This is a genomic window from Marinobacter caseinilyticus, from assembly GCF_011074955.1.
In the GTDB taxonomy this organism is placed as follows: Bacteria; Pseudomonadota; Gammaproteobacteria; order Pseudomonadales; family Oleiphilaceae; genus Marinobacter; species Marinobacter caseinilyticus.
The window spans coordinates 87,134-107,133 of the sequence record NZ_WUQJ01000037.1; the positions used below are offsets into that span (position 1 = coordinate 87,134).

The 20,000-nt window shown below is 58.2% G+C and carries 20 protein-coding genes; 8 read left to right on the plus strand and 12 right to left on the minus strand.

Features of this window, described 5'->3' with window-relative positions; genetic code table 11:
- Positions 1-23: 23 nt before the first annotated feature.
- A complete protein-coding gene (locus GRX64_RS18950; protein WP_235937754.1) occupies positions 24-392 on the minus strand; it encodes a hypothetical protein in 369 nt (122 codons plus the stop codon).
- Positions 393-661: 269 nt separating this feature from the next.
- Between GRX64_RS18950 and GRX64_RS18955 the strand changes: the two genes are divergently transcribed.
- The gene (locus GRX64_RS18955) at positions 662-1,291 is read left to right on the plus strand and encodes a hypothetical protein (protein ID WP_166269651.1); all 630 of its coding nucleotides are present in this window, start codon (positions 662-664) and stop codon (positions 1,289-1,291) included.
- Positions 1,292-1,363: 72 nt separating this feature from the next.
- Entirely contained in the window at positions 1,364-3,592 is a 2,229-nt protein-coding gene (locus tag GRX64_RS18960) for a patatin-like phospholipase family protein (RefSeq protein ID WP_235937755.1), read from the plus strand.
- Between the two features lie 31 nt (positions 3,593-3,623).
- On the opposite strand, the gene GRX64_RS18965 is transcribed toward GRX64_RS18960, so the two are convergent.
- From GRX64_RS18965 to GRX64_RS18985, 5 genes are all read right to left on the minus strand, one after another.
- Positions 3,624-4,016: a hypothetical protein gene (locus GRX64_RS18965; protein WP_166269653.1), complete on the minus strand. Its 393-nt coding sequence runs from the start codon at positions 4,014-4,016 to the stop codon at positions 3,624-3,626.
- Positions 4,003-4,686 (minus strand): GntR family transcriptional regulator, encoded by a 684-nt coding sequence (locus GRX64_RS18970; protein WP_166269655.1) that lies wholly within the window; start codon positions 4,684-4,686, stop codon positions 4,003-4,005. The genes GRX64_RS18965 and GRX64_RS18970 overlap by 14 nt, the downstream gene beginning before the upstream one ends.
- A gap of 66 nt (positions 4,687-4,752) precedes the next feature.
- Positions 4,753-6,183 (minus strand): cardiolipin synthase, encoded by a 1,431-nt coding sequence (cls, locus tag GRX64_RS18975; protein WP_166269840.1) that lies wholly within the window; start codon positions 6,181-6,183, stop codon positions 4,753-4,755.
- Positions 6,184-6,185: 2 nt separating this feature from the next.
- Positions 6,186-7,232 carry an AraC family transcriptional regulator gene (locus tag GRX64_RS18980; protein ID WP_166269657.1) on the minus strand — a complete coding sequence of 349 codons (1,047 nt, stop codon included), beginning with the start codon at positions 7,230-7,232 and terminating at the stop codon, positions 6,186-6,188.
- Positions 7,233-7,570: 338 nt separating this feature from the next.
- Positions 7,571-8,023 (minus strand): PilZ domain-containing protein, encoded by a 453-nt coding sequence (locus tag GRX64_RS18985; RefSeq protein WP_166269659.1) that lies wholly within the window; start codon positions 8,021-8,023, stop codon positions 7,571-7,573.
- Between the two features lie 170 nt (positions 8,024-8,193).
- On the opposite strand from GRX64_RS18985, the gene GRX64_RS18990 reads away from it, so the two are divergent.
- Positions 8,194-8,892: a DUF1722 domain-containing protein gene (locus tag GRX64_RS18990; RefSeq protein ID WP_166269661.1), complete on the plus strand. Its 699-nt coding sequence runs from the start codon at positions 8,194-8,196 to the stop codon at positions 8,890-8,892.
- Between the two features lie 10 nt (positions 8,893-8,902).
- Positions 8,903-9,709: an alpha/beta fold hydrolase gene (locus GRX64_RS18995; protein ID WP_166269663.1), complete on the plus strand. Its 807-nt coding sequence runs from the start codon at positions 8,903-8,905 to the stop codon at positions 9,707-9,709.
- A gap of 4 nt (positions 9,710-9,713) precedes the next feature.
- On the opposite strand, the gene GRX64_RS19000 is transcribed toward GRX64_RS18995, so the two are convergent.
- Positions 9,714-9,881: a hypothetical protein gene (locus GRX64_RS19000; RefSeq protein ID WP_166269665.1), complete on the minus strand. Its 168-nt coding sequence runs from the start codon at positions 9,879-9,881 to the stop codon at positions 9,714-9,716.
- 131 nt (positions 9,882-10,012) lie between these two features.
- Here GRX64_RS19000 and GRX64_RS19005 point away from each other — a divergent pair, with 131 nt between their 5' ends.
- From GRX64_RS19005 to GRX64_RS19015, 3 genes are all read left to right on the plus strand, one after another.
- Complete coding sequence (locus GRX64_RS19005; protein ID WP_166269667.1) at positions 10,013-11,098, plus strand: SMP-30/gluconolactonase/LRE family protein; 1,086 nt, start codon at positions 10,013-10,015, stop codon at positions 11,096-11,098.
- A complete protein-coding gene (locus tag GRX64_RS19010) occupies positions 11,098-11,571 on the plus strand; it encodes an acyl-CoA thioesterase (protein WP_235937756.1) in 474 nt (157 codons plus the stop codon). The genes GRX64_RS19005 and GRX64_RS19010 overlap by 1 nt, the downstream gene beginning before the upstream one ends.
- A 105-nt stretch (positions 11,572-11,676) precedes the next feature.
- Positions 11,677-12,633 (plus strand): NADP-dependent oxidoreductase, encoded by a 957-nt coding sequence (locus GRX64_RS19015; protein WP_166269844.1) that lies wholly within the window; start codon positions 11,677-11,679, stop codon positions 12,631-12,633.
- A gap of 61 nt (positions 12,634-12,694) precedes the next feature.
- Here GRX64_RS19015 and GRX64_RS19020 read toward each other — a convergent pair whose 3' ends face one another.
- From GRX64_RS19020 to GRX64_RS19030, 3 genes are all read right to left on the minus strand, one after another.
- On the minus strand, positions 12,695-14,548 hold the full coding sequence (locus GRX64_RS19020) for a cation:proton antiporter (RefSeq protein WP_166269669.1): 1,854 nt from the start codon (positions 14,546-14,548) through the stop codon (positions 12,695-12,697).
- Between the two features lie 110 nt (positions 14,549-14,658).
- Entirely contained in the window at positions 14,659-15,468 is an 810-nt protein-coding gene (gene tcdA, locus GRX64_RS19025) for a tRNA cyclic N6-threonylcarbamoyladenosine(37) synthase TcdA (RefSeq protein ID WP_427901676.1), read from the minus strand.
- A 286-nt stretch (positions 15,469-15,754) separates the two neighbouring features.
- Positions 15,755-17,530 (minus strand): acyl-CoA dehydrogenase C-terminal domain-containing protein, encoded by a 1,776-nt coding sequence (locus GRX64_RS19030; RefSeq protein WP_166269671.1) that lies wholly within the window; start codon positions 17,528-17,530, stop codon positions 15,755-15,757.
- Between the two features lie 219 nt (positions 17,531-17,749).
- Between GRX64_RS19030 and GRX64_RS19035 the strand changes: the two genes are divergently transcribed.
- Positions 17,750-18,484 (plus strand): SDR family NAD(P)-dependent oxidoreductase, encoded by a 735-nt coding sequence (locus tag GRX64_RS19035; RefSeq protein WP_166269673.1) that lies wholly within the window; start codon positions 17,750-17,752, stop codon positions 18,482-18,484.
- Between the two features lie 95 nt (positions 18,485-18,579).
- On the opposite strand, the gene GRX64_RS19040 is transcribed toward GRX64_RS19035, so the two are convergent.
- Both GRX64_RS19040 and GRX64_RS19045 read right to left on the minus strand, forming a co-directional pair.
- Complete coding sequence (locus GRX64_RS19040; protein WP_166269675.1) at positions 18,580-19,218, minus strand: ChrR family anti-sigma-E factor; 639 nt, start codon at positions 19,216-19,218, stop codon at positions 18,580-18,582.
- Entirely contained in the window at positions 19,215-19,814 is a 600-nt protein-coding gene (locus GRX64_RS19045; RefSeq protein ID WP_166269677.1) for a sigma-70 family RNA polymerase sigma factor, read from the minus strand. The genes GRX64_RS19040 and GRX64_RS19045 overlap by 4 nt, the downstream gene beginning before the upstream one ends.
- Positions 19,815-20,000: the final 186 nt, after the last annotated feature.

Here is a 20,000-nt window from a genome sequence, read left to right on the forward strand (position 1 = left end):
GTGCGGATGTTCAGCAGAACGTCCTAGAGGCAGTCATATTGGGATTGACGATCAAAGGCCACCGATACCATGTCATAGCCGCTGTCCGACAGCGACTGAATCAGTTCCCGGTCTCTCAGCAGGGTCATGCAGATGGTATGAACACTGGCCTGGAGGCGGGTTGATTCCGGGGCGTCGTCAAAGCGAAAGTCCACAATCAGGTACTTTCGGTCAGCGGTGGAACTTTTAGGGATGATTGTGCGCTCAACACTGTCGTAGCCAATGTAAGCCGGCTGGCGTTGTGGAAACAGGTCGGACATCAGTACATCGAGGTTCTCGGCCTTGGCGGCTGTACCGGCCAGGCAAGCAGTGATCAGTAACGTTGTGGGAGAGAGCAGCGATCGCATTGGCATAGTGGGTCGTCCGATAACAGGGTGTCCAATATCTGGGTTGTCGACCAGCAATTGCAACAGCAGGCTTCCAATAATGACAATGTAACTTTACGTAAGTCTACGTTACAAAGAATTATTGCAGAACCTGACGGCGCTCGCTCGAATTATCACCGCTATTTTGCAATTGTTTGCAATTGGGGTGTTGGATGGGCGCTGCCGTGCGGAATGTTTTCGGTAGGACGGCAGATCAACTATGATGGTTGGTAAGACAGACGCGGAGGACCAACGCCATGTTTCAACTGGTGTTCAAGGGTGAATGCACACCCGGAACAGAACTCGATCAAGCCCGGGACAATGCACGTTCGTTGTTCAAGGCTTCGCTAGACCAAATTGACCGGATGTTCAGTGGCCAGTCGGTGGTGATCCGAAACAAACTGGACGAAGCCCAGGCGGCAAAGTACCGGGCCGTGCTGCACAAACATGGGCTGGTGTCTTACGTTGAGCGGATGCCGGGGGCAGAACCGGCCCCAAAACCAATGCCACCATCGCCAGCCGAGGCGTCCAGCATCCCGGCACCGCCCGCCAGAGAACCGCAAATCAGCGCGTCACAACGCGCGCCCCAGGAGGGCGCGGCCAAATCTTCAACAGACGTACCTGCCCGGGAACCCGGTGACCGGCTCGATGTTGCCGGTGACCAAGTGGATACCATTTTGTCAGGTTCCGGTCTGTCCCTTGACCCGGTCGGTGTCACCTTGATGCCCCATCAGGAGGTGGAACCGCCGATGTTCCAGCATCTGGATGCCTGGACACTGGCGCCGGCCGGTAGCGAACTCACGGCCAAACGTGAGGCGCCGCCGCCGATTGTGCCGGACGTTTCACACCTGTCGCTGGTGGACGACGAACGCAAAACCACCGAATAACCTCGCCAGATACCCGGCGGACCTTTCTGGTTTGCCGGACTCATTGCCAGCTAAATCACGGAGGTCACAGAGGTGTCGCAGCCGGTTCGTCTCGTTATTTCGCTGCTGCTGGTAACGCTCGGTGGCTTTGCCGGCGTCGCCTTGGCCCAGACCGGCGCCGAGCCCTCTACTGAGCGTCCGGTTGTGGGTCTGGTGCTCAGTGGCGGTGGCGCCAAAGGTATTGCTCACGTTGGCGTGTTGCGGGTGCTGGAAGAAATTCAGGTGCCGGTGGACGTAGTGGTCGGTACCAGCGCCGGTGCGGCGGTAGCGGCCATGTTTGCGCTGGGCATGCCAGTGGATGAGATCGAAAGTCGGTTGGTTGAAATGGACTGGCTTGAGAGTTTTCGTGACAGCCCGGGGCGGGCTGCCAAACCGGTACGGCGGAAAGACGAAGACTGGCGCTACCCGATCAATCCGGGCCTGGGTGTGCGACTGGACGGTATTCACGTGGGCCGCGGTCTCATCAGTGGCCAGAATCTGGGGTTCGTGCTCAACGAGCTCACACGGGAGGCGGCTCTGGTCAGGGATTTTGACCAATTGCCGGTCCGATTTCGGGCCGTGGCTACCGACCTGGAAACCGGCAAAGAAGTTGTCATTGGTGACGGCAGTCTGTCGGAAGCGATCCGCGCCAGCATGAGTATTCCCGGTGTTTACGCCCCCGTGGAACGCAATGGCCAGTTGTTGGTTGATGGCGGTGTGGCGAACAACATTCCCATCAGCGTTGCCAAGAAAATGGGCGCGGATATCATCATCGCGGTGGATATCAGTGACTCCCTGAGTGCCGGTAAGAGTTTGACGGAAGCCTTCAACGTGGTGGGTCAGCTCACCACCCTGGTCACCCGTGCCAATGTTGAAAAACAACTGGCCCTGCTGGAGAAACAGGACATTTTGATTCATCCGGAGATGGGTGAATTGTCGTCTGCGGATTTTAACCAAGCCCCGCTGATCATTGAAATTGGTGCCACCGCTGCCCGCAACAAAGCCGGCCAACTATACTCCCTGCGGGTGGAAGACGGGCCGTGGGCCGACTACCTGAATCAGCGCCAACAGCGTCGTCACAGTGCCGGCGATATTGTCGACATCCGAATCAACATGGAATCCCAGCTGTCCGCTGAATTTCTAAAGCCGCGAATTCGGCAGCAAGTGGGCCAGCCGTTGAATGTGGAGCAGTTGGAGGATGACCTGAAACGTATATACGGCCTCGGCTATTATGAGACCGTAACTTACAGTCTGACGCCGTCCGATACCGGGACGATTCTGGATATACGGGTGAAGCAGAAAAGCTGGGGCCCCAACTACCTCAGTTTTGGCCTGGGGTACGCCGATAACTTCAGGAATGACACCCGATTCAACGTGGCGGCGGCGTTGCAGATGACCGAACTCAACGCGTTGGGCGCCGAGTGGACCACCGGGATGCAACTGGGCACCCAGCCGCGCATTCGCTCGCAGTGGTTTCAGCCCCTGGATTTTGGCTACCGCCGCTTTATGCTGGCCGGTGCTGAGTATGAGCGGGAAACGTTCAGTGTGTTTGATAACCAGGGCGAGCGAGTGGCCGAGGTGGACGTGACCGAGCGGTTGCTGGACCTCTCACTGGGCATTGAGCTGGGGGCCGATGGCGAGCTGCGAGCCGGAGTGCAGCGGGGCTACGCCACCGTTGATGAGCAACTGGGCACCGCCAACATTCAGGAGGACCGGCTCAACCTGGGGGGCTGGAACCTGCGCTTGGTGCACGATTCGCTGAACGACCCCTTTCTGCCGGACGATGGCTCATTTTTTGGCCTGAAAGGCCGGTTCGAACGTCCCGGCATGGGGTCAGACAGCGATTTTGATCGCGCCACCATGATGGCGGTTGGCGTTGGCCAGTGGCATGATTTTGTCATCATGGGACAAGCCTATGCCGACGTGGTGACCAAGGGCCGCGCCGGTATTGATAACTTTGTCACGCTGGGCGGTTTTCGACGGTTGTCGGCCTATGGCCGGGGCGAAGTGACCGGCGCGGATGCGGCGTTGGTGTCGGTGTTTGGTTATCAAAAATTTGGTGGACCCTTCGTGCCGTTTTTTGCCGGGGCAGGCTTCGAAACCGGCAATGCCTGGTCAAACATCCGGGACGCACGCTGGTCTGAATTATTGCGGTCTTACAGCCTGTTTGCGGGTATCGATACCTTTCTCGGGCCTATTCAGTTAGCGACCGCCTACAACAGCGACAACCGCTGGACCACCTACCTGAACATCGGGTTTTCACTTGAGCGGTTGTTTGACTGACTGCGAGCGCCACCGGGCACCGCTTCTTCGGTCATACCGGCGCCACCAAAATCAACACCGGCGTCTGACAGCCGCCGCTCAGGGGACGCCGAAGCAATGCCTTGTACTCGTCACCTGGCTGGGCCTGGTCGGGCACGGGCACAAACACGACATCGTCACCCGGGAAGAACTGCCAGGTTCCCTGTGGTGGCTGCCGGGTCGGGTCCATGGCCAGCAACGTGGCGATGCCGCGAATCTGGCTCCAGGCGCAGAGCGCTTCCGGTTGGGGCTCGGGAGGGGGCTTCGCTGCATTGGGGCGGACTTCCGATGGCCGGACTGATCCGGTCACCGCATCCTGCCCGACCATGCCAGGTCCGGCACAGGCGCTGACCAGAAACGTCAGACCGATTATGGCGGTACGGTCAAGGTACTTAACGTGGGGCATGGCTTGAAGCAGACCTGTCCAGAGACGCCAGAACCTGCTGGCATTGTTGTTGGGCGTAGCCCTTCAGGATCAGCACCAGACGGTCTTCATCGCGGGCTCTGATGGCCTCGATAGAGTCGCGCATGTGCGACAGGTTGTTTTCCAGTACCTGATGGCTGGCATGTTTGAAGGCAACAAAGGCACAGCGTTTGGCGGACGGCCACAAATCTTCAATCGCTGACACGATAAAGTAGTTGTCGGCATAGGCCAGCGAGGCCTGGGTGTACTCAATGCCCAGTTCAAGAAACGCCAGCAGGTCACTTTTCTGATAGCAGGCCTGCATTTGCTGGTAAAGCGATTCCAGTTGGTCCATGTCCGCGGTTTGCCATTGCTGCGCCAGTTTTCGGCCGGTGTGGCACAGGTACAGCTCCAGAACCTCATACAGGCTCTTCACGAAAAAACCGTCCAGCTCGGTGACAAAGGTGCCGCGACGCGGGAGGTTTCTGACCAGATGGCGCTTTTCCAGGAGCAGCAAAGCTTCCCTTATCGAACCATGGCTGACATCCAGTTGCTTCGCCATGGCGCCTTCATAAATCCGTTCACCGGAGGCCAGTTGCTCAAACGCAATCAAGTTTTCAATATGACGAGCCACTTGCTCGGTCAGGGTTTCTCGGGGCTTAAACGATGTCATGGAGGTTCCGGGTGCGACGGCTTGGTAGGGCGCAATCGTCTCATATTATCCGCGGTCGGAAAATGGTCAGAGCAGAGGGGCTGCAAGCCGGACAGCCCGGCAGCTCAATCGGAACCACAACGGGCGATTGCGATAGTCGCGCTCGGTGATCAAACGGCAAGCCCGGATGTCGTCTTCCAGCATGCTGGCAACGTCTTGTACGAACGCCTGGGCGGTCACCAAGGCGGTAATTTCAAAATTCAGTCGCATCGACCGGTTGTCCAGATTGGCGGTACTGATGGCCGCGTAGCGGTCGTCAACCAACACCACTTTTTGGTGCATGAAGCCCGGCTGGTATTGATAGATGTTGATTCCGGCCCGGCTGGCCTGGACCAGATAGGAATAGGCCGCCAGCCGGATCAACGCATGATCGGATTTCTCGGGGATCAGGATCCGCACATCCACACCCCGCAGGGCGGCCAATTGCAAGGCGTTGATGATCTGGATATCCGGGACGAAATACGGTGAGGCAATCCAGATGCGCTGACGGGCATTGTTGATGCAATTGAGAAAAAACAGGGTGCAGGATTCGTAGGTATCGGCCGGACCGGTGGGCAGTATGACTACCTCCTGATCGCCGCTCGGCGCCGGTTCCGGCGCCCAGTTCAGGGGCGGGGTTTCGTTGTTCGCCCAGTGCCAGTCTTCCAGCCAGGCGAGCTGCAAGCCAATGGCGGCAGGCCCGACGATGCGGCAGTGAGTGTCGCGCCAGGGCCCCTGGTCCCTGGCGGTGCCCAGATACTCATCGCTGAGGTTGATGCCGCCGACAAATCCGACCACGCCATCGCACACCAAGATTTTCCGATGATTGCGGAAATTGATCTGGAGTCGACGCCGGCGGATATCCCCATCACCAAAGGAGGCGACGTGAGCGCCGGCCTTGCTGAGCTTTTTGAGGTAGCCCTTGGGCAGCCACGCGCTGCCAATATCGTCGTACAGGAAGTAGACCCGGACACCTTGGGCCAGCTTCCGTTTCAAAATGGCCTCAATACGTTCCCCCACCCGGCCCGAGCGGATGATGTAGAATTCCATCAGAATGTATTCCCGGGCATCTTCCATGGCATCGAACAGCGCTTCGAAGGTGGCCACGCCATCCTTTAGCAAAGTGCAGCGATTACCGGAAGTGAACGGTTGTTTTGCCAGGTTGGACAGCACCTGCAACTCGTCGCTGAAGTGTTCATGGCCGGGGTGGGGCACGGTGGTGGTCTGGTTTTCAAACTCACTGAGCAGATGATCAAGCGCCTGGTCGCCGAGGCGCCGGGCGCGGACATAACCGGAGAAACGGTTGCGGCCAAAGAGCACAAACAGAGGCACGGTCAGATAAGGGAATCCCAGCAAGCCGACGATCCAGGCAATGGCGCCCTGGGCCGTCCGATAGCTGAGCAGAATCCGGTAAATGCAAAAAATTGCCGTGCCATACAGGGCAATCAGTGCCAGCGCGATGAATGACAGGTCGGGCATGGTCATGGCGCCCTTTCCAAATGTTGGGCGCGGAACTGGGCCGGTGCGATGCCGGTCCAGCGCTTGAACGCACGACTGAACGCGCTGAGCTCGGAGAACCCCAGCAGGAACGCGATTTCGCCTAACGCGTATCGATCCGCAGCAACATAGCGCATGGCTTTGTCCTTGCGCACTTGTTCCACCAGGTCGTGGAAACTCAAGCCCTCTTTCTTCAGCCGGCGATACAGTGTCTGACGGCTCATATGGCACTGCTTTGCCAGTGAGTCGGCGTCAATGCGTTCGGTAGCCATCTGTCTGGAGATCAGGCGTCGGACCTTGCGACTGAAGGCCCGGCGAGTTTGCATCCGGGCCAGGACGCTGTTCACCTGTTTGAGCACTGCCGAAAAGACGTAGGGGTTGCGGCGCGGTATGGGGTGGCTCAGATACTGGCTGCTGAACGCGACTCGGGTAACCGGTGCGTCAAACGAGGCCGGGCAACCCATCACCCGCTGGTATTCTCCGGCATAGCTGGGCCGGGGGTGCGCCAATTCGACCCAGTCGACCGCGAAGTCCGGATGTATGAAGTGCCGGGTACGACACAGGGCGGCGGCCAGCGTACGGTCCATATCCTGCCGGCAATAGTGTCCTGACGTATCGGCCTGCCAGGTGAGCAGGGCCTGGTCCCCGGTCTGCTCGAAGGTAAGCTCCACGGACTCATTGATCAGGCGGTGCAGGCGAACGTACTGAATGACAGCCTCGCCGAGGGTATCGCAATTAAAAAATACATGACCGACCAGGCCCATGCGTTCAGGGTCAATGACCTGACCGGCATGCAAGCCGATGGCCGGATCTCCGGAGGCCTCTTCCGCATAGGCCCAGAGCTGATAGTGGCTGTTGGCCTCAATGGTCTGGTCTGGCGTCTGCAGGTGATCAAGCGCGCCGCCGAGAATAGCCTCCACCCGCGCGGCGTCCAGGCAACCCAGGTTCTCGAGGTAGTAGACCAGTGCAAGCGTGCTGGACGCTGCAACTTGCGGATTCTCGACGATGTCACGTGCCTGAATGTTGGTCATCGTGGCGTGTTCCAAGGTTGCATTGGCCGTCCGCGATGTTGTTACAAAATGTCAAGCGGGTGGAACGGCCTGTCAAAGAGCTGTCATCAGAATAGCGGTAAAATATACGCATTGGAAAAAAACGCACTTTGGCGTTGACAGCTGGGAGTCCATTTTATGGAAAGCGCAATCTTTGTCCCGCACAATGAATACGAAAAGAAAAACTGCGAAGCTCTGAAAGAGTATCTGGAGAGCATCTACTACTGCTGATCCAACGGGATGGGTTTTCAGAAAAGTCGGGCAATGCCCGACTTTTTTGTGTCCAGGCGGCAGCTGTCCCGGGCGCCATCATTCACAGCTTAATCCGTGGAGCGATTGAACGATCGAATGTCCTCGATCGGTTGGATGCGTAACTTTAACTTTTCGCTGCGCTCAAGAATGCCTTCAATACGGCCAAGCTGCGCTTTGGTCTGATCCGATTTCATCGCCCGGTTAGCCTGCAATTCGAATTCCAGGCCATACAGTGGCCGATTATTCTCATCTTCACGTACGTTTCGGACCGTGGCCACCAATTTGTCGAGACCGAGCGCCCCCGCTTCCATCAGCAACTGAACATTGACTTCGACCCGGTCGCCGGTCTGAAGGGAGTCTTCTTGATTGATCGTCATAGATACCCCATGGCGGGTGAAATCCCGGCCATCGGCGGCTTGAAAACGAGTGAAGAGGCCTTTGCGAGGGCGCCATTCCAGTTTGAGTTCGGCGGCAGGCAACCGACGTAGTTTGCGGCGCTCCCGTGGATCCTGTTCCGACATAGATAGTCTTTCCTGCGTGCAAGGGCCTGGTCGCCCTTCTGTGTGACTTGCGCCACGCAGTTAACGAACAGACAGGTAGTGGGGTTGCTGGGGTGGTAATGTAACCCGCCAGGCTATTTACTTACACGGCTTAGCCGTCAAACTGTGCTGTTAATCAAAGGAATTTTGACGTGTTTCCCAACAATACGGTTTTTGATATCGATGCCGGGTTTCTGGACGACGAATTGCTGGCAGAGCAAATGCGGCTGCTGGCCGGGTTGGTGAATGCTCGATCTCGCGCCAATAACGCCGACAGCCGCGTGCCCATCCACTGGCAGGGTCACGAAGATGCCCTGGCGATGAGGCTCAATCATGTGATCGAAGAAATGCGCCTGCGCGGTCACGCCAATCCGGGCAGTGTGCCGCTGACGAGTGAGGCGATGCTGTGGCCATCGCTGGATGCCGGCGCGTTACAGGCACAGCTGGCCTGCGTAAGTGCCCGGGCGGCGGATAACAAGCGCGGTCGTATCCGTTTGCCTCGCAACGATCACGAGCTGTGGGCGAGCTATAAATACAGTATTCTGGCCAGAAACAGCCAGTCCTATCAGACGTTTGGGCAGAGGGTGGCCGTTCGATCCGTGCCCATTGAGCAGCTGTGGCTCAGCATGGTAAACGCAAGTCGTGTTGCACCCTCGCGGGGTGGAATTCAGAATGCGTTACAACATATGTGGGGCTACGTGTCGTCTCAATCGACCCTGAACCCCCAAACCGAAGACTTGGCCGGGCTGGCGAAAGAGCTACAGGCGCTGGCGGCGAACCATCAAGTCTCGTATCTTCTGAACTCCACCGCGCTGGGTGAACTCCGGAGCTGGTTGAAACCCAAGGCATGAGGTGTCATTGATGAGCGTAGAACTTAATTCCCGGGTGATGGGTGAAGGTCCGCCCCTGATTCTATTGCATGGCCTGTTTGGTTCTCTGGAGAATCTGGGAGGCGTGGCTCAGCGGCTGCAGGACCAATGGCAAATCCATGCCCTGGATCTGCGCAACCATGGCCGGTCACCGCACACGGACACCATGGATTACACCGCCATGGCTGACGATGTGATCGCCTACATGGACCGTCAGGGCCTTGATCGGGCGGCGATTCTGGGCCATTCCATGGGCGGCAAGACAGCGATGGAAGTGGCCCTGGCGAACCCCGGACGCGTGGATCACTTGATTGTGGCTGATATAGCGCCGGTGGCATACAAACCGCGGCACGACGCCATTTTGGAAGGCATGACTCAGTTGGATCTGACTCAGGTGCAGAGCCGAACCGACGCCGACCGTAAACTGAGTGATAAGGTGGAGGCGCTGGGTGTCCGGCAATTTTTGCTCAAAAACCTGGTCAAAGTATCCGATGAGGAGCGTCACCAATATGGCCAGACGGCCTTCCGATGGCGGCTGAACTTGCCGGTGATTGAAGCGTCTTATTCAAACTTGACGGCAGCGCCATCGGCTGCGGGTCCGTTTGAGGGGCCGACTCTGTTTATTAAGGGTGCCGACTCGGCCTACATTCAGGACAAACACCGGGAAGCAGTGACACACCTGTTCCCGAGCGCAGAGTTGCGCGTTATCCAGGGCACTGGTCACTGGCTGCACGCCGAAAAAGCGGACACTTTCGCCACCCTGTGCCGGCGGTTTCTGGAAGCCCCTGCAGACGAGTAGCCGGTCAGGTGTTGACCTGTTTCAGGTCATTGCCGTTGTTGACGATGTTGTCCTGACGGAGGTGGAGTTGAGCCAGTTTGTGATCAACAAAGGTTTTGGCGGTATACACCAGACCGCCCAGAACCATCAGTGAGACAATGGTGTACAGCGGCGAGGCAAGTTCGTACAGCAAAGGGCTGCTCCCGGAAAAGTGGCTTTGCGATGCAGGATCGGCCAAAAAATGAGCGGCGGATAATACCGGAGGCACCAAAAAGGCACAAGGCACGCGAGTGACCGAATGAATGGCAACAAAAGGATGCTGCTATGAAATGGCTGCTGGGTTCAGCGCTGGTTCTGTTTGTACTGCTGGGTGGGTTTCTGCTGTCGCCGTCACCGGTCGACAGCAAGGCCTGGGATGCGCCTGCGCCCCCTGCCATGCGCGGTGCCCTCGCGCCCAACCAGCGCTTGCGATTGTCTGACCTGCTGGCCAGGGGGCAGGTCTTCGGCCCTGAAGATACTGCCGTCGATGCTGATGGCCGTGTCTACACCGGCACCTGGGGCGGCGATATCGTGCGGATTTGGCCCACTGGTCGGGTCGAATCCTGGGTCAATACCGGTGGGCGGCCACTGGGGATGATGTTCGATAAGCAGGGTAACCTGATTGTGGCGGATGCCGGCACAGGGCTGCTGTCGATCGATCCGGATGGCAACATCGAGCTATTGTCGCGCGAAGCCGAGGGCCTGCCCTTCAGGTTCGCCGATGACGTTGCCATTGCCCCGGACGGTCGAATTTACTTTACCGACGCCAGTTCTCAGTTCGACATTGAAAATTTCCGCCTCGACCTGCTGGAAATGCGACCCCATGGGAGATTGTTGCGCTACGACCCGCAAATCGGGAAGTCCGAAGTACTGCTGGCCAACCTGCATTTTGCCAACGGCGTCGCGGTATCGCCGGCGGGGGACTTCGTGCTGGTCAACGAGACCTGGAAATACAGGATCTTGAAATACTGGTTGAGCGGTCGCAAAGCCGGCCAGGCCGAAGTATTCGCGGAAAACCTGCCGGGATTTCCCGATAACCTGGCGGTTGATGACAAAGGCCGCTATTGGGTTGCGTTTCCTTCCCTGCGTGACAGTCAGGTTGATACGTTGCACAAGCAGCCCTGGCTGAAAGATCTGGTGGCCAAATTACCCGATTTCCTCAAGCCCAAGCCCCGACGCTATGGCTTGGTGGTCGCCTACGATCAAGAAGGTCGGGTGATTACCAGTCTGCACGATCGCAGCGGCACTCACCTGGAGGAAATCACCTCGGTAAACCCCCACGGTGGCTACCTATACTTTGGTTCACTACACAACGACCGCATTGGTCGTCTACCGTTGAGAGCCATTCCGGGGCTTGGAGACCGAGAGTAATGACCGACGAGGCGATGAGTGACATAACCTGGGACCTGCCGGAGCCCTTTCTATTGACCATTGACGTGCAGCCGACCGACACCGACCGGTTGGGGCACGCCAACAATGTGGTCTATGTCCGTTGGCTGGAAGACATCAGTTGGGCGCACATCGAAGACCTGGGCATGACGTGGGAACGTCACCAGGCAACGGGCAAGGCGATGGCGATTACCCGCACTGAAATTGATTATCTTGCGTCCGCTAATGCCGGTGACCGCTTACTGATGGCAACCTGGCTGACCGGCTTTGACGGCCGCTTTCGCTCGTCCCGTCAGTTCCAACTGGTGCGACCAAGCGACCGTAAAGTGCTGGCCCGGGCGATTTCCCACCACGCCTGTGTCGACCTCAAAACCCAGCGGCCCACACGGGTGCCAAAAGAATACAGTGAAATTCTGGGCGGTGCGGTGATAGTCGACGGTAAAGTCCAGTCCTGAACCGGGATTCACCGGATCCGCCTGGCGCAATATCTGCTAATCTGAATACTCTGCTCCAAGACTACTTCTGCAACAGTAAAAGGGGAGACGGCCGTGGAAACCACCATGCGACGAGTTGTGTATGACCACTTTGGTGACGCCAGTGTGCTTCGGCTTGAGTCGGTGGAACGGCCGGAGCCCGAGTCTCATGAAGTCTGTATCCGGGTGGCGGGTGCAGGCTTGAACCCCATCGACTGGAAGACCCGAAAAGGGTTGGGGTTTGCGGCCAGGCAAATCGAAGACCGTTTACCCTGGACACCGGGTTACGATGTTGCCGGCGAGGTGGTGGCCGTGGGGGAGGACGTCACTACGCTGGCAGCGGGCGACCGGGTCATGGGCATGGTGGGGTTCCCCGGCCGGGGCGGCTGCTACGCCGACTACACACTGGCGCGGGCGGATGAGCTGACCATCGTACCTGAGGAACTGGAGCTGGTGACGGCCGCCGGTTTACCGCTGGCCGCGTTGACCGCCTGGCAGGCACTGTTCGAGGTGGCGGAGTTGTCGGCGGGTCAGAAAATCCTGATTCACGCCGGTGCGGGCGGTGTGGGGCATTTTGCCGTTCAGTTTGCCCGGGTGTGTGGCGCGCATGTCATCGCGACGGCGTCAACGGGTAACAAGGATTTTCTGGCGGAACTGGGGGTGCACGAAGTCATTGACTACCATGCCGCCGACATCGTTGATGAGTGTTATGGCCTGGATGTGGTGCTGGATCTGATTGGTGGTGAAACGGGCAAGCGTTCACTGCACACCCTGAGCGAGCACGGTGTACTGGTCACCATCCCGACAGTCACGGCGGACGACATCATTACCGCCGCGGAAGGCCTCGGTCTGAAGGCCCACGGCATGACCGTGCGGCCCGATGTATTCCACTTGGAAGAGATTGCCGAGCTGATTGAAGACGGTGATGTGCGCGTGCACATCGAACAGGCGTTTCCGCTGGCACAAGCGGCCGATGCGCATCGGCTGCTGGAAGGCGGCCATGTGCGCGGCAAGCTGGTGTTGGACTGCCGTCATTCCTCTTAGGTGCGTGGCCCGGGCATTCCAGGGCGGCAGGAAAGGTTTGTCCTGTGTGAAAGGCGCCTTGTTATCCCGGCAGGTCTTCCGGTGACAACATCGGAGCGGGTTCCTTTTCTTTTCTCTCCTTGGGTGGTTGCGGTGGTACCAGGCTGAGCAACACCCAGCCCTTGTCGGGTTTCGCGGTGAAATCATCGGTTACGGCCAGCACCCGGTGACGGGGGTCAATAGTGAACAGCAGCAACGCCTGCTGGTCATACTGTTGCTGAAAATCCTGGAAGGTAAACGCCTCGCTGAGCTGGGTGGTTTTTAGCTTGTAGCCTTTGCTGGCCATGCTGGCGAGCTTGGCGTAGCTGATATCTCCGAACAGGCCCCGGGTCTGCTGTATTTTTTCGGCGGTCTGGTGCCGTGATTTCTGGTCATGGTCGCCCTCCGATAGGCTGTAAACGCTGCCGCCACCAAACCAGTCCAGGAAGTGGTAGGTGGCCAGTGAGTTCATCTGCTTGTACGGCGAGATCACCAGCAAGTTACCGATGCCCGTCAGATCCAGGTGGGTTGAGGCGTGTTCGGAGACCGGATTACCAAAATACACCTGCAGGTTGTCCATGCGGGCCAACCTGACGTTCTCCCAGTTGGTATCCGTGAGTATGACCGGCACTTGCTGTTTTTTCAGTGCAAGTCCGATCTGGCGGGCGACCAGATTGGCGCCCAAAATCAGGAAGCCATAATCCGCCGGCTCCGCCACCTTTAACAGCCGCGCGATGGGGCGGGCGGTCAGGCTCTGCAGCGTCACGGTGGCGATGATGACCATGAACACCAGCGGCACCAGCACGCCCGCACTCTCATAGCCCAGCTTCTGCAGCTGGAAGGCAAACAGGGCGGAAACCGCCGCCGCGACAATCCCGCGGGGTGCGACCCAGCTTAAAAACAATTTGTCGCGCCAGTTCAGGGTGGTGCCGATGGCGGCCAGAAAGATGCTGAGCGGGCGCGCCACCAGAATCAGCACCATCAACACTGTGACCAGACCCCAGCCGAGTTCGGCAATGGCATTAAACTCCACCCGGGCGGCCAGGATGATGAACAGGGCCGAAATCAGCAGCACACTCAGGGATTCCTTGAACTCCAGAATGCTCTCGATCGGAACCTGCTTCATGTTGGCCATCCAGATGCCCATGATGGTGACCGTCAGCAGGCCTGATTCGTGGGCCATTTCATTGGACAATGCGTAAGCGCCGAGCATGAAGGTCAGGGTGCCGGCGTTGTGCAAATACTGCGGCACCAGATGCTTGCGCAACGCTAAGCCGTTAAGCCAGCCTGCGGCGGCACCCATCAGGAAACCAATCAGCAGGGTTTTACCAAAAATGAACATCGAATGACCAAAAACGTTGCCTTGCCCCCAGGACACAATGCCCTCAAAAACCAGGACCGCAAGCAGAGCACCGATGGGGTCGATAATGATGCCTTCCCAGCGCAGGATGTTGGCCAGTTTGGCGGCCGGCTTAACAGAGCGAAGTAAGGGGGCGATGACGGTGGGACCGGTCACGATCGATATGGCACCAAACAGCAAGGCAACCTCCCAGGAAATATCCAGCGCCCAATGTGCCGCCAGCGTACCGATGGTGGCGGTGACGACTGAGCCGACCGGGATCAGGTTGCGAACCATCTTGCCGTGGCCCCGGATCTCGGCGTAACGCAGGGTCAGGCTGCCCTCGAACAGAATGATGGCGACGGCCAGGGAAATCACCGGGAACAACAAGTCGCCGAACACCTGCTGGGGGTTTAGCCAGTTAAATAACGGGCCGGCGGCAATGCCACCTGCCAGCAAGAACAGAATGGCGGGCACCCGTAAACGCCAAGCCAGCCACTGACAGAATAATGAAAGCACGCCAATGCTGGCGAGAAGAAGAACGGTGCTCACTGGCATAGGGCGATTGGGTCCGTTGACAGGGGTGGAGGACGTTGAATGAGTCCGAAGTCCGCTTCGGCTCGATTACGGCGTAACTGTGACCCAGCTACGACGCAACGAAGACGTAACTACGACAGGCTCGGTTCCTGAGCCTTGCGTGCGATGCGATTAAGTAGCCGGGACGCGGCGATAAATCCAAAGCTCGCCGTCACCGGACTGGCCGCGCCAAAACCGGAGGCACAATCAAGCCGCACTGAGCCGTTGCCAGAGGGCTTCTGCAGGCACACTTCGCCATCGCCTGCAGGATACGTGAGCTGTTCCAGCGAGTATACGGCCTCAATGCCAAACCGGCGCTTGGGGTTGCGGGAGAAGCCGTACTCCCGGCGCAGCATATTACGGACCTTCGCCAACAACGGATCCTGGGTGGTTCGGCTCAGGTCGCCCACCTGGATCTGCGTCGGGTCCATCTGCCCGCCCGCGCCACCGGCGCAAATCAGGGGAATTTTATTGCGCTGGCAGTGAGCGATCAAGGCGGCTTTCGACTTGACGCTGTCAATGGCATCCACGGCGCCGTCCAGCTCCGAGGTGATCAGCTCGCCGACGTTTTTAGGGGTTACAAAACCAAAATGAATCTGAATGTTGGCCTGAGGGTTGATGGCGCTCAGCCGGTCGGCAACGGCATCGGTTTTGGTGCGACCGTATTGGCCCGCCAAGGCGTGGGACTGCCGGTTGGTGTTGGACACGCATATGTCGTCCATATCGATCAGGGTCAATGTGCCAATGCCACTTCGGGCCAACGCTTCGGCGGCCCAGGACCCGACACCGCCAAGTCCGGCAATGGCGATGTGGGCGTCGCGGAAGGCGTTCAGGGCGCGACGGCCGTACAGGCGCTCAATGCCGCCAAAACGGAGGGCGTAATCATCCGCTGTCATAGCCATGCCTCAACCAGTGCCGTAGGAATAAAGCGCAGATTGTACCCGAGATCCCGCATACTCGCAGCGTGTCGGCTTAAATGAACCGCCCTGCTGACCAACACACAGGCATTAAAATGCCACGCCCCAGGGCGTGGCAGACAAGCGCGGGGTTAAACCCGGGGGCGTCAAACCAGACTCATCCAGAGTCCGGGTACCACCGACGATTATCCGGCCCTGACCGAATAGCGGAAGGTCAAAAGCCGACCACAATCGATCATTTCCGACCCGATCAACAGAGAGGAACGCGTCATCAGACCGCCCAATGCTCGTCGTTGAGGTCCATAATGGCCGCCTTGCCGCTGGTGATATCGGCCAGCAACCACTCTGTTTCCGGCAGCAACTTTTCAAAATAGAAGCGTGCCGACACCCGCTTGCCTTCCAGCAAAGCCGTGTTGCCGTTGCCCGCATCCAGCTGGGCTTGGGCTACGTGCGCCATCTTGGACCACAGGTAGCCGATGGTGGTGAGCGCCATCAGCCGCAGGTAGGGCGTGGCAGCGGCGCCGGCTTGCTCGGGGTCGTTCGGGGCGTTGGTGGCCAGCCATACGGTTGCCTGCTCCAGCCGCTTGATGGCGGCTGTGAGCTCGTCCCGATAGGGTGCCGCCGGTGCATCCTTGAGAAAGCCACTGAACTCGCCGAACAAGGCTCGAACCAACTGGCCGCCTTTGAGGCTGAGCTTACGGCCCACCAGGTCCATCGCCTGGATGCCATTGGTGCCCTCATAAATGCGGGCAATACGGCCATCGCGCACCAGTTGCTCCAGTGGCCAGTCGGTGGTGAAGCCGGAGCCGCCCAAGACCTGCAGGCCGATGTTGCTGTTATTGGAGCCTTCGTCGGTCAGGAAGGACTTGACCACGGGAGTCAGTAATTGCACCAGATCGTCGGCGTTCTCACGAACCGACGCGTCAGTGTGAGCCACAGAGAGGTCGAGTTGCTGGCCGGTAAACAGGGCCAGTGCCCGCATGCCTTCGTTGAGCACCTTCTGGCGCATCAGCATACGGCGGACATCGGGGTGGACAATGATGGGGTCGGCTGGCCCATCCGGGTTTTTCGCGCCGCTGAGGGAACGGCTTTGCAGGCGTTCCCGGGCAAACCCAAGGCTCTCCTGATAAGCCATCTCCGCCAGCCCAAGGCCCTGCATGCCGACCATCAGGCGAGCTTCGTTCATCATGGTGAACATCGCTCGCATACCATCATTCGGCTCGCCGACCAGCCAGCCGGTGGCCCCCTCAAAGTTCATCACGCAGGTGGCAGAGCCTTTGATGCCCATTTTGTGTTCCAGGCCACCACAGAACGCCAGGTTACGGTCACCATCACCAGGCAGGATCTTGGGCACCGCAAACAGTGAGATACCCTTGGTGGTGTTGGGCGCGCCCGGAAGTTTTGCCAGTACCAGGTGAACGATGTTGTCGACCAGATCGTGTTCACCGCCGGTGATCCAGATTTTGGTGCCTTCAATGGCGTAGGAACCGTCGTCGTTCGGGGTCGCTTTGGTACGGATCAGTCCCAGGTCGGTGCCGCACTGGGGCTCGGTCAGACACATGGTGCCGGTCCACTCGCCGCTAATCAGTTTTTCCAGGTAGGTCCGCTTAAGTTCGTCCGAACCGTGGGCGTGGATGGCACTGATGGCGCCGTGGGTCAGGCCGGGGTACATGCCAAGTGACAGATTGGTGGAGCACACCATCTCATCAACAATGAACTTCAGCGTGTGAGGCAGGCCCTGGCCGCCGAATTCAATCGGAGCGTCCAGCGCCGTCCAGCCGCCTTCGACGAAACGCTGGTAGGCTGCCTTGAAGCCATCGGGCGTTGTCACTTCCTTGGTTCTCGGGTCGAATTGACAGCCTTGCTGGTCACCGACTTTGTTGGTGGGCTGAATGACTTCCGCCGCCAGTTTTGCCGCTTCCTCAATCACCGCGTCGATCAGGTCAGGGGTTGCGTCGGCATACGTCTCCAGTTCGTGCAGTTTGCCCACATCGAGAACATCGTTCAGTAGAAAACGGATATCATTCAAAGGTGCCTGATATTGCATGTCGGTCTCTCGTATATCAAAAAATGAAGGGTTTCACTGAGGGGCGAATCGCGCCGGAAAGGTAAAAATGACCATCTGATCTGTGTCAGCTAAAGATTCATACGTGCGTTTGAATGTGCTGGTTCACCGTTTAACGTCTGTTTTTTAAGGTGTTGCGTATCCAAGCCTATGAATGAGTTTTTTGGTTTTTTTAACGATGACGGTGGAGGGCAGAGGAGTATGGCGACGATTGTGGTAGCGGGTGTGACCGGGGGCATTGGGCGAGCCATTGCGGAGCGATTATTGCGCTCCAGCGACACCCGCATTATCGGCCTGTGCCGGACCCCGGAAGCCGAACACACCTGGGTGGAGCAGGCCGAAGGGCGATTGACATTGATTCCGTGGGACGCCACCGATCCGGCTGGCTCCGGCGTCGGGCTGGAACAGGCGCTTGCTGCCGACGTACAGATTGACGGCGTGATATATGCAGTGGGCTTGCTGCACGGTGAGGGCCTGAAGCCGGAGAAACGCCTGGAAGAGCTCACCGCGGGCGCCTTGTCTCATGCTTTCATGGTGAACGCGGGCGCGTTTCCGCTGCTGCTGCAGGCATTGCTACCGTGGTTGCGTCACAAAGAGTACAAACGTTTCATGGCCATTTCTGCCAAGGTCGGCTCCATTGAAGACAATCAGATGGGCGGGTGGTATGCCTACCGAACCTCCAAGGCCGCCCTCAACATGTTGGTGCGAAATTTGTCGATTGAGCTGCCCCGCCGTATGAAACCGGTCTGTTGTGTGGCGGTCCACCCCGGCACCACAAAAACCCAGTTAAGTGCGCCATTTGAGCAGTCGCTTGCTCAGCTTCAGGTCCACGCCGCCCAGGATACGGCCGCCAATATGGTGGCGATTTTTGAAGGTCTGCGGCCAGAGGACAACGGTCGGTTCTTCAGTTGGGATGGCTCACGTTTGCCTTGGTAGGGCGAATCGGCTGGTGGCAAAAAAAGGCCCCGATCATCGGATGATCGGGGCCTTTGGTTTCGACTGGATGGCTCAAGCCTGCAATCAGCGGGCGGCTAACGAATAAAGGGATTCAACAGCCGTGTAAACATTCCGGTCAGTTTCACCGGTGCACTCAGGATCGACAGGGTTATGCAGTCATCGCCCTGCAGTGCCACTGGCTTGTGAACATCCTGCTCGTCAAGCACCACAAAGTCCCATTGCTTGAACACGCCTTTGTTGTCCGAAAACGCTCCCTGCAACACAATCGTTGTCTCTTGGCCCCGATGCGTATGTGCTGGCGCACGGCCACCGGCGGTCAGTTTCTGGAGCACCACCTGCTCTGTCTGGTCGGGAAAGTGGTCGCTGATGTCCAGCACACTGGCATCGCACAACTGCCGTTTCCACGGTAACTTGGTCAGATCTTCGCCCAGCAGTTTTTGCAGCGGATTGAGGGGGCGCCCGTGCTGAAGCGGTTCCGGCTCCACCGGGTCGTTGTCAATGCGGTCCAGAATGGTACCAAACATTGACCCGGAGACGCTGACTTGAGGCTGTTGCTCCATCATCACGGCACCGAGGCTGTCGAGCATATCGACCCGGCTGCGGCACTGGGAGCACTGATCCAGGTGGAGACGGATGCAAAGGGCATGCGGCTCTGTCATGTTGCCGGCACTGAACTCCATCAGCGTCAGGCTGTCTGGGTGATGCTGATTCATACGTTCTGGTCCTGCAAAATCACTTTCAACTTATTGAGCGCAAGCCGTACCCGGCTTTTGACCGTGCCGAGCGGGATATTGAGTTCGTTGGCCACCATCTGATGGGACTTGTTCTCCATGTAGACCTTTGCGATCACCGTGGTCTGCTCTTCCGGCAAATGGCTGAGCGACTCCCGGATACGACGCTCCGACATCAGCCGATGAAGTGAGGTTACGGGTTCATTCTCGTTGTCGCCGGGTATTTGCCACAGATCCTCGGTCTCAATCGTCATTTCGGCGCTGGTGCGCTTCATTTTGCGCAGCATGTCGATGCGCTGATTCCGGGCGATGGTGAAAATCCAGGTTGACGCCGCCGCTTTGCGCCAGTCGTAGAGACTGGATTTGCGCCAGATGGAGACGAAGACTTCCTGAACCAATTCTTCCGCGTGACTGGCCAGCCCGTTCGCCATCGCATAGTACTTGATCTGGGGGCCAAAATGCTGGAACAGCGAATGATACGCTTCGCGGTCCTGATTTTTACCCACTTTTTCCAGCAGTTGACTCCACGGATCTTTGCGACCCTCGGCCCGAGCTGGCTTCTGATCCAGTGTGCTCACCGGACGCTCCTTGATGGCGCTACGTATAGCGGTGTGCGTTTGATTCTTTTGTGTGATCATCTTAGGCACTCGTCACGGGTTTGTCAGTGACTTATTTACGCCACGATCCGAACATTGGATGAGTGTCTGACGGTGCAATTTGTCTCGTTCAGTAACATTATGTTGGGTGAGCCGGGAGTACAGTGC

Bases quoted from the DNA above. Each gene is read 5' to 3' on its own strand.
- GRX64_RS18970 (WP_166269655.1), bottom strand. From the start codon at position 4,686: ATGACATCGTTTAAGCCCCGAGAAACCCTGACCGAGCAAGTGGCTCGT.
- GRX64_RS19035 (WP_166269673.1), top strand. From the start codon at position 17,750: ATGGCGACGATTGTGGTAGCGGGTGTGACCGGGGGCATTGGGCGAGCC.
- tcdA (WP_427901676.1), bottom strand. From the start codon at position 15,468: ATGGCTATGACAGCGGATGATTACGCCCTCCGTTTTGGCGGCATTGAG.
- GRX64_RS19015 (WP_166269844.1), top strand. From the start codon at position 11,677: ATGCGACGAGTTGTGTATGACCACTTTGGTGACGCCAGTGTGCTTCGG.
- GRX64_RS19020 (WP_166269669.1), bottom strand. From the start codon at position 14,548: ATGCCAGTGAGCACCGTTCTTCTTCTCGCCAGCATTGGCGTGCTTTCA.
- GRX64_RS19005 (WP_166269667.1), top strand. From the start codon at position 10,013: ATGAAATGGCTGCTGGGTTCAGCGCTGGTTCTGTTTGTACTGCTGGGT.
- GRX64_RS18950 (WP_235937754.1), bottom strand. From the start codon at position 392: ATGCCAATGCGATCGCTGCTCTCTCCCACAACGTTACTGATCACTGCT.
- cls (WP_166269840.1), bottom strand. From the start codon at position 6,183: ATGCCCGACCTGTCATTCATCGCGCTGGCACTGATTGCCCTGTATGGC.
- GRX64_RS19040 (WP_166269675.1), bottom strand. From the start codon at position 19,218: ATGAATCAGCATCACCCAGACAGCCTGACGCTGATGGAGTTCAGTGCC.
- GRX64_RS18985 (WP_166269659.1), bottom strand. From the start codon at position 8,023: ATGTCGGAACAGGATCCACGGGAGCGCCGCAAACTACGTCGGTTGCCT.
- GRX64_RS18955 (WP_166269651.1), top strand. From the start codon at position 662: ATGTTTCAACTGGTGTTCAAGGGTGAATGCACACCCGGAACAGAACTC.
- GRX64_RS19030 (WP_166269671.1), bottom strand. From the start codon at position 17,530: ATGCAATATCAGGCACCTTTGAATGATATCCGTTTTCTACTGAACGAT.
- GRX64_RS18965 (WP_166269653.1), bottom strand. From the start codon at position 4,016: ATGCCCCACGTTAAGTACCTTGACCGTACCGCCATAATCGGTCTGACG.
- GRX64_RS19010 (WP_235937756.1), top strand. From the start codon at position 11,098: ATGACCGACGAGGCGATGAGTGACATAACCTGGGACCTGCCGGAGCCC.
- GRX64_RS18995 (WP_166269663.1), top strand. From the start codon at position 8,903: ATGAGCGTAGAACTTAATTCCCGGGTGATGGGTGAAGGTCCGCCCCTG.
- GRX64_RS18980 (WP_166269657.1), bottom strand. From the start codon at position 7,232: ATGACCAACATTCAGGCACGTGACATCGTCGAGAATCCGCAAGTTGCA.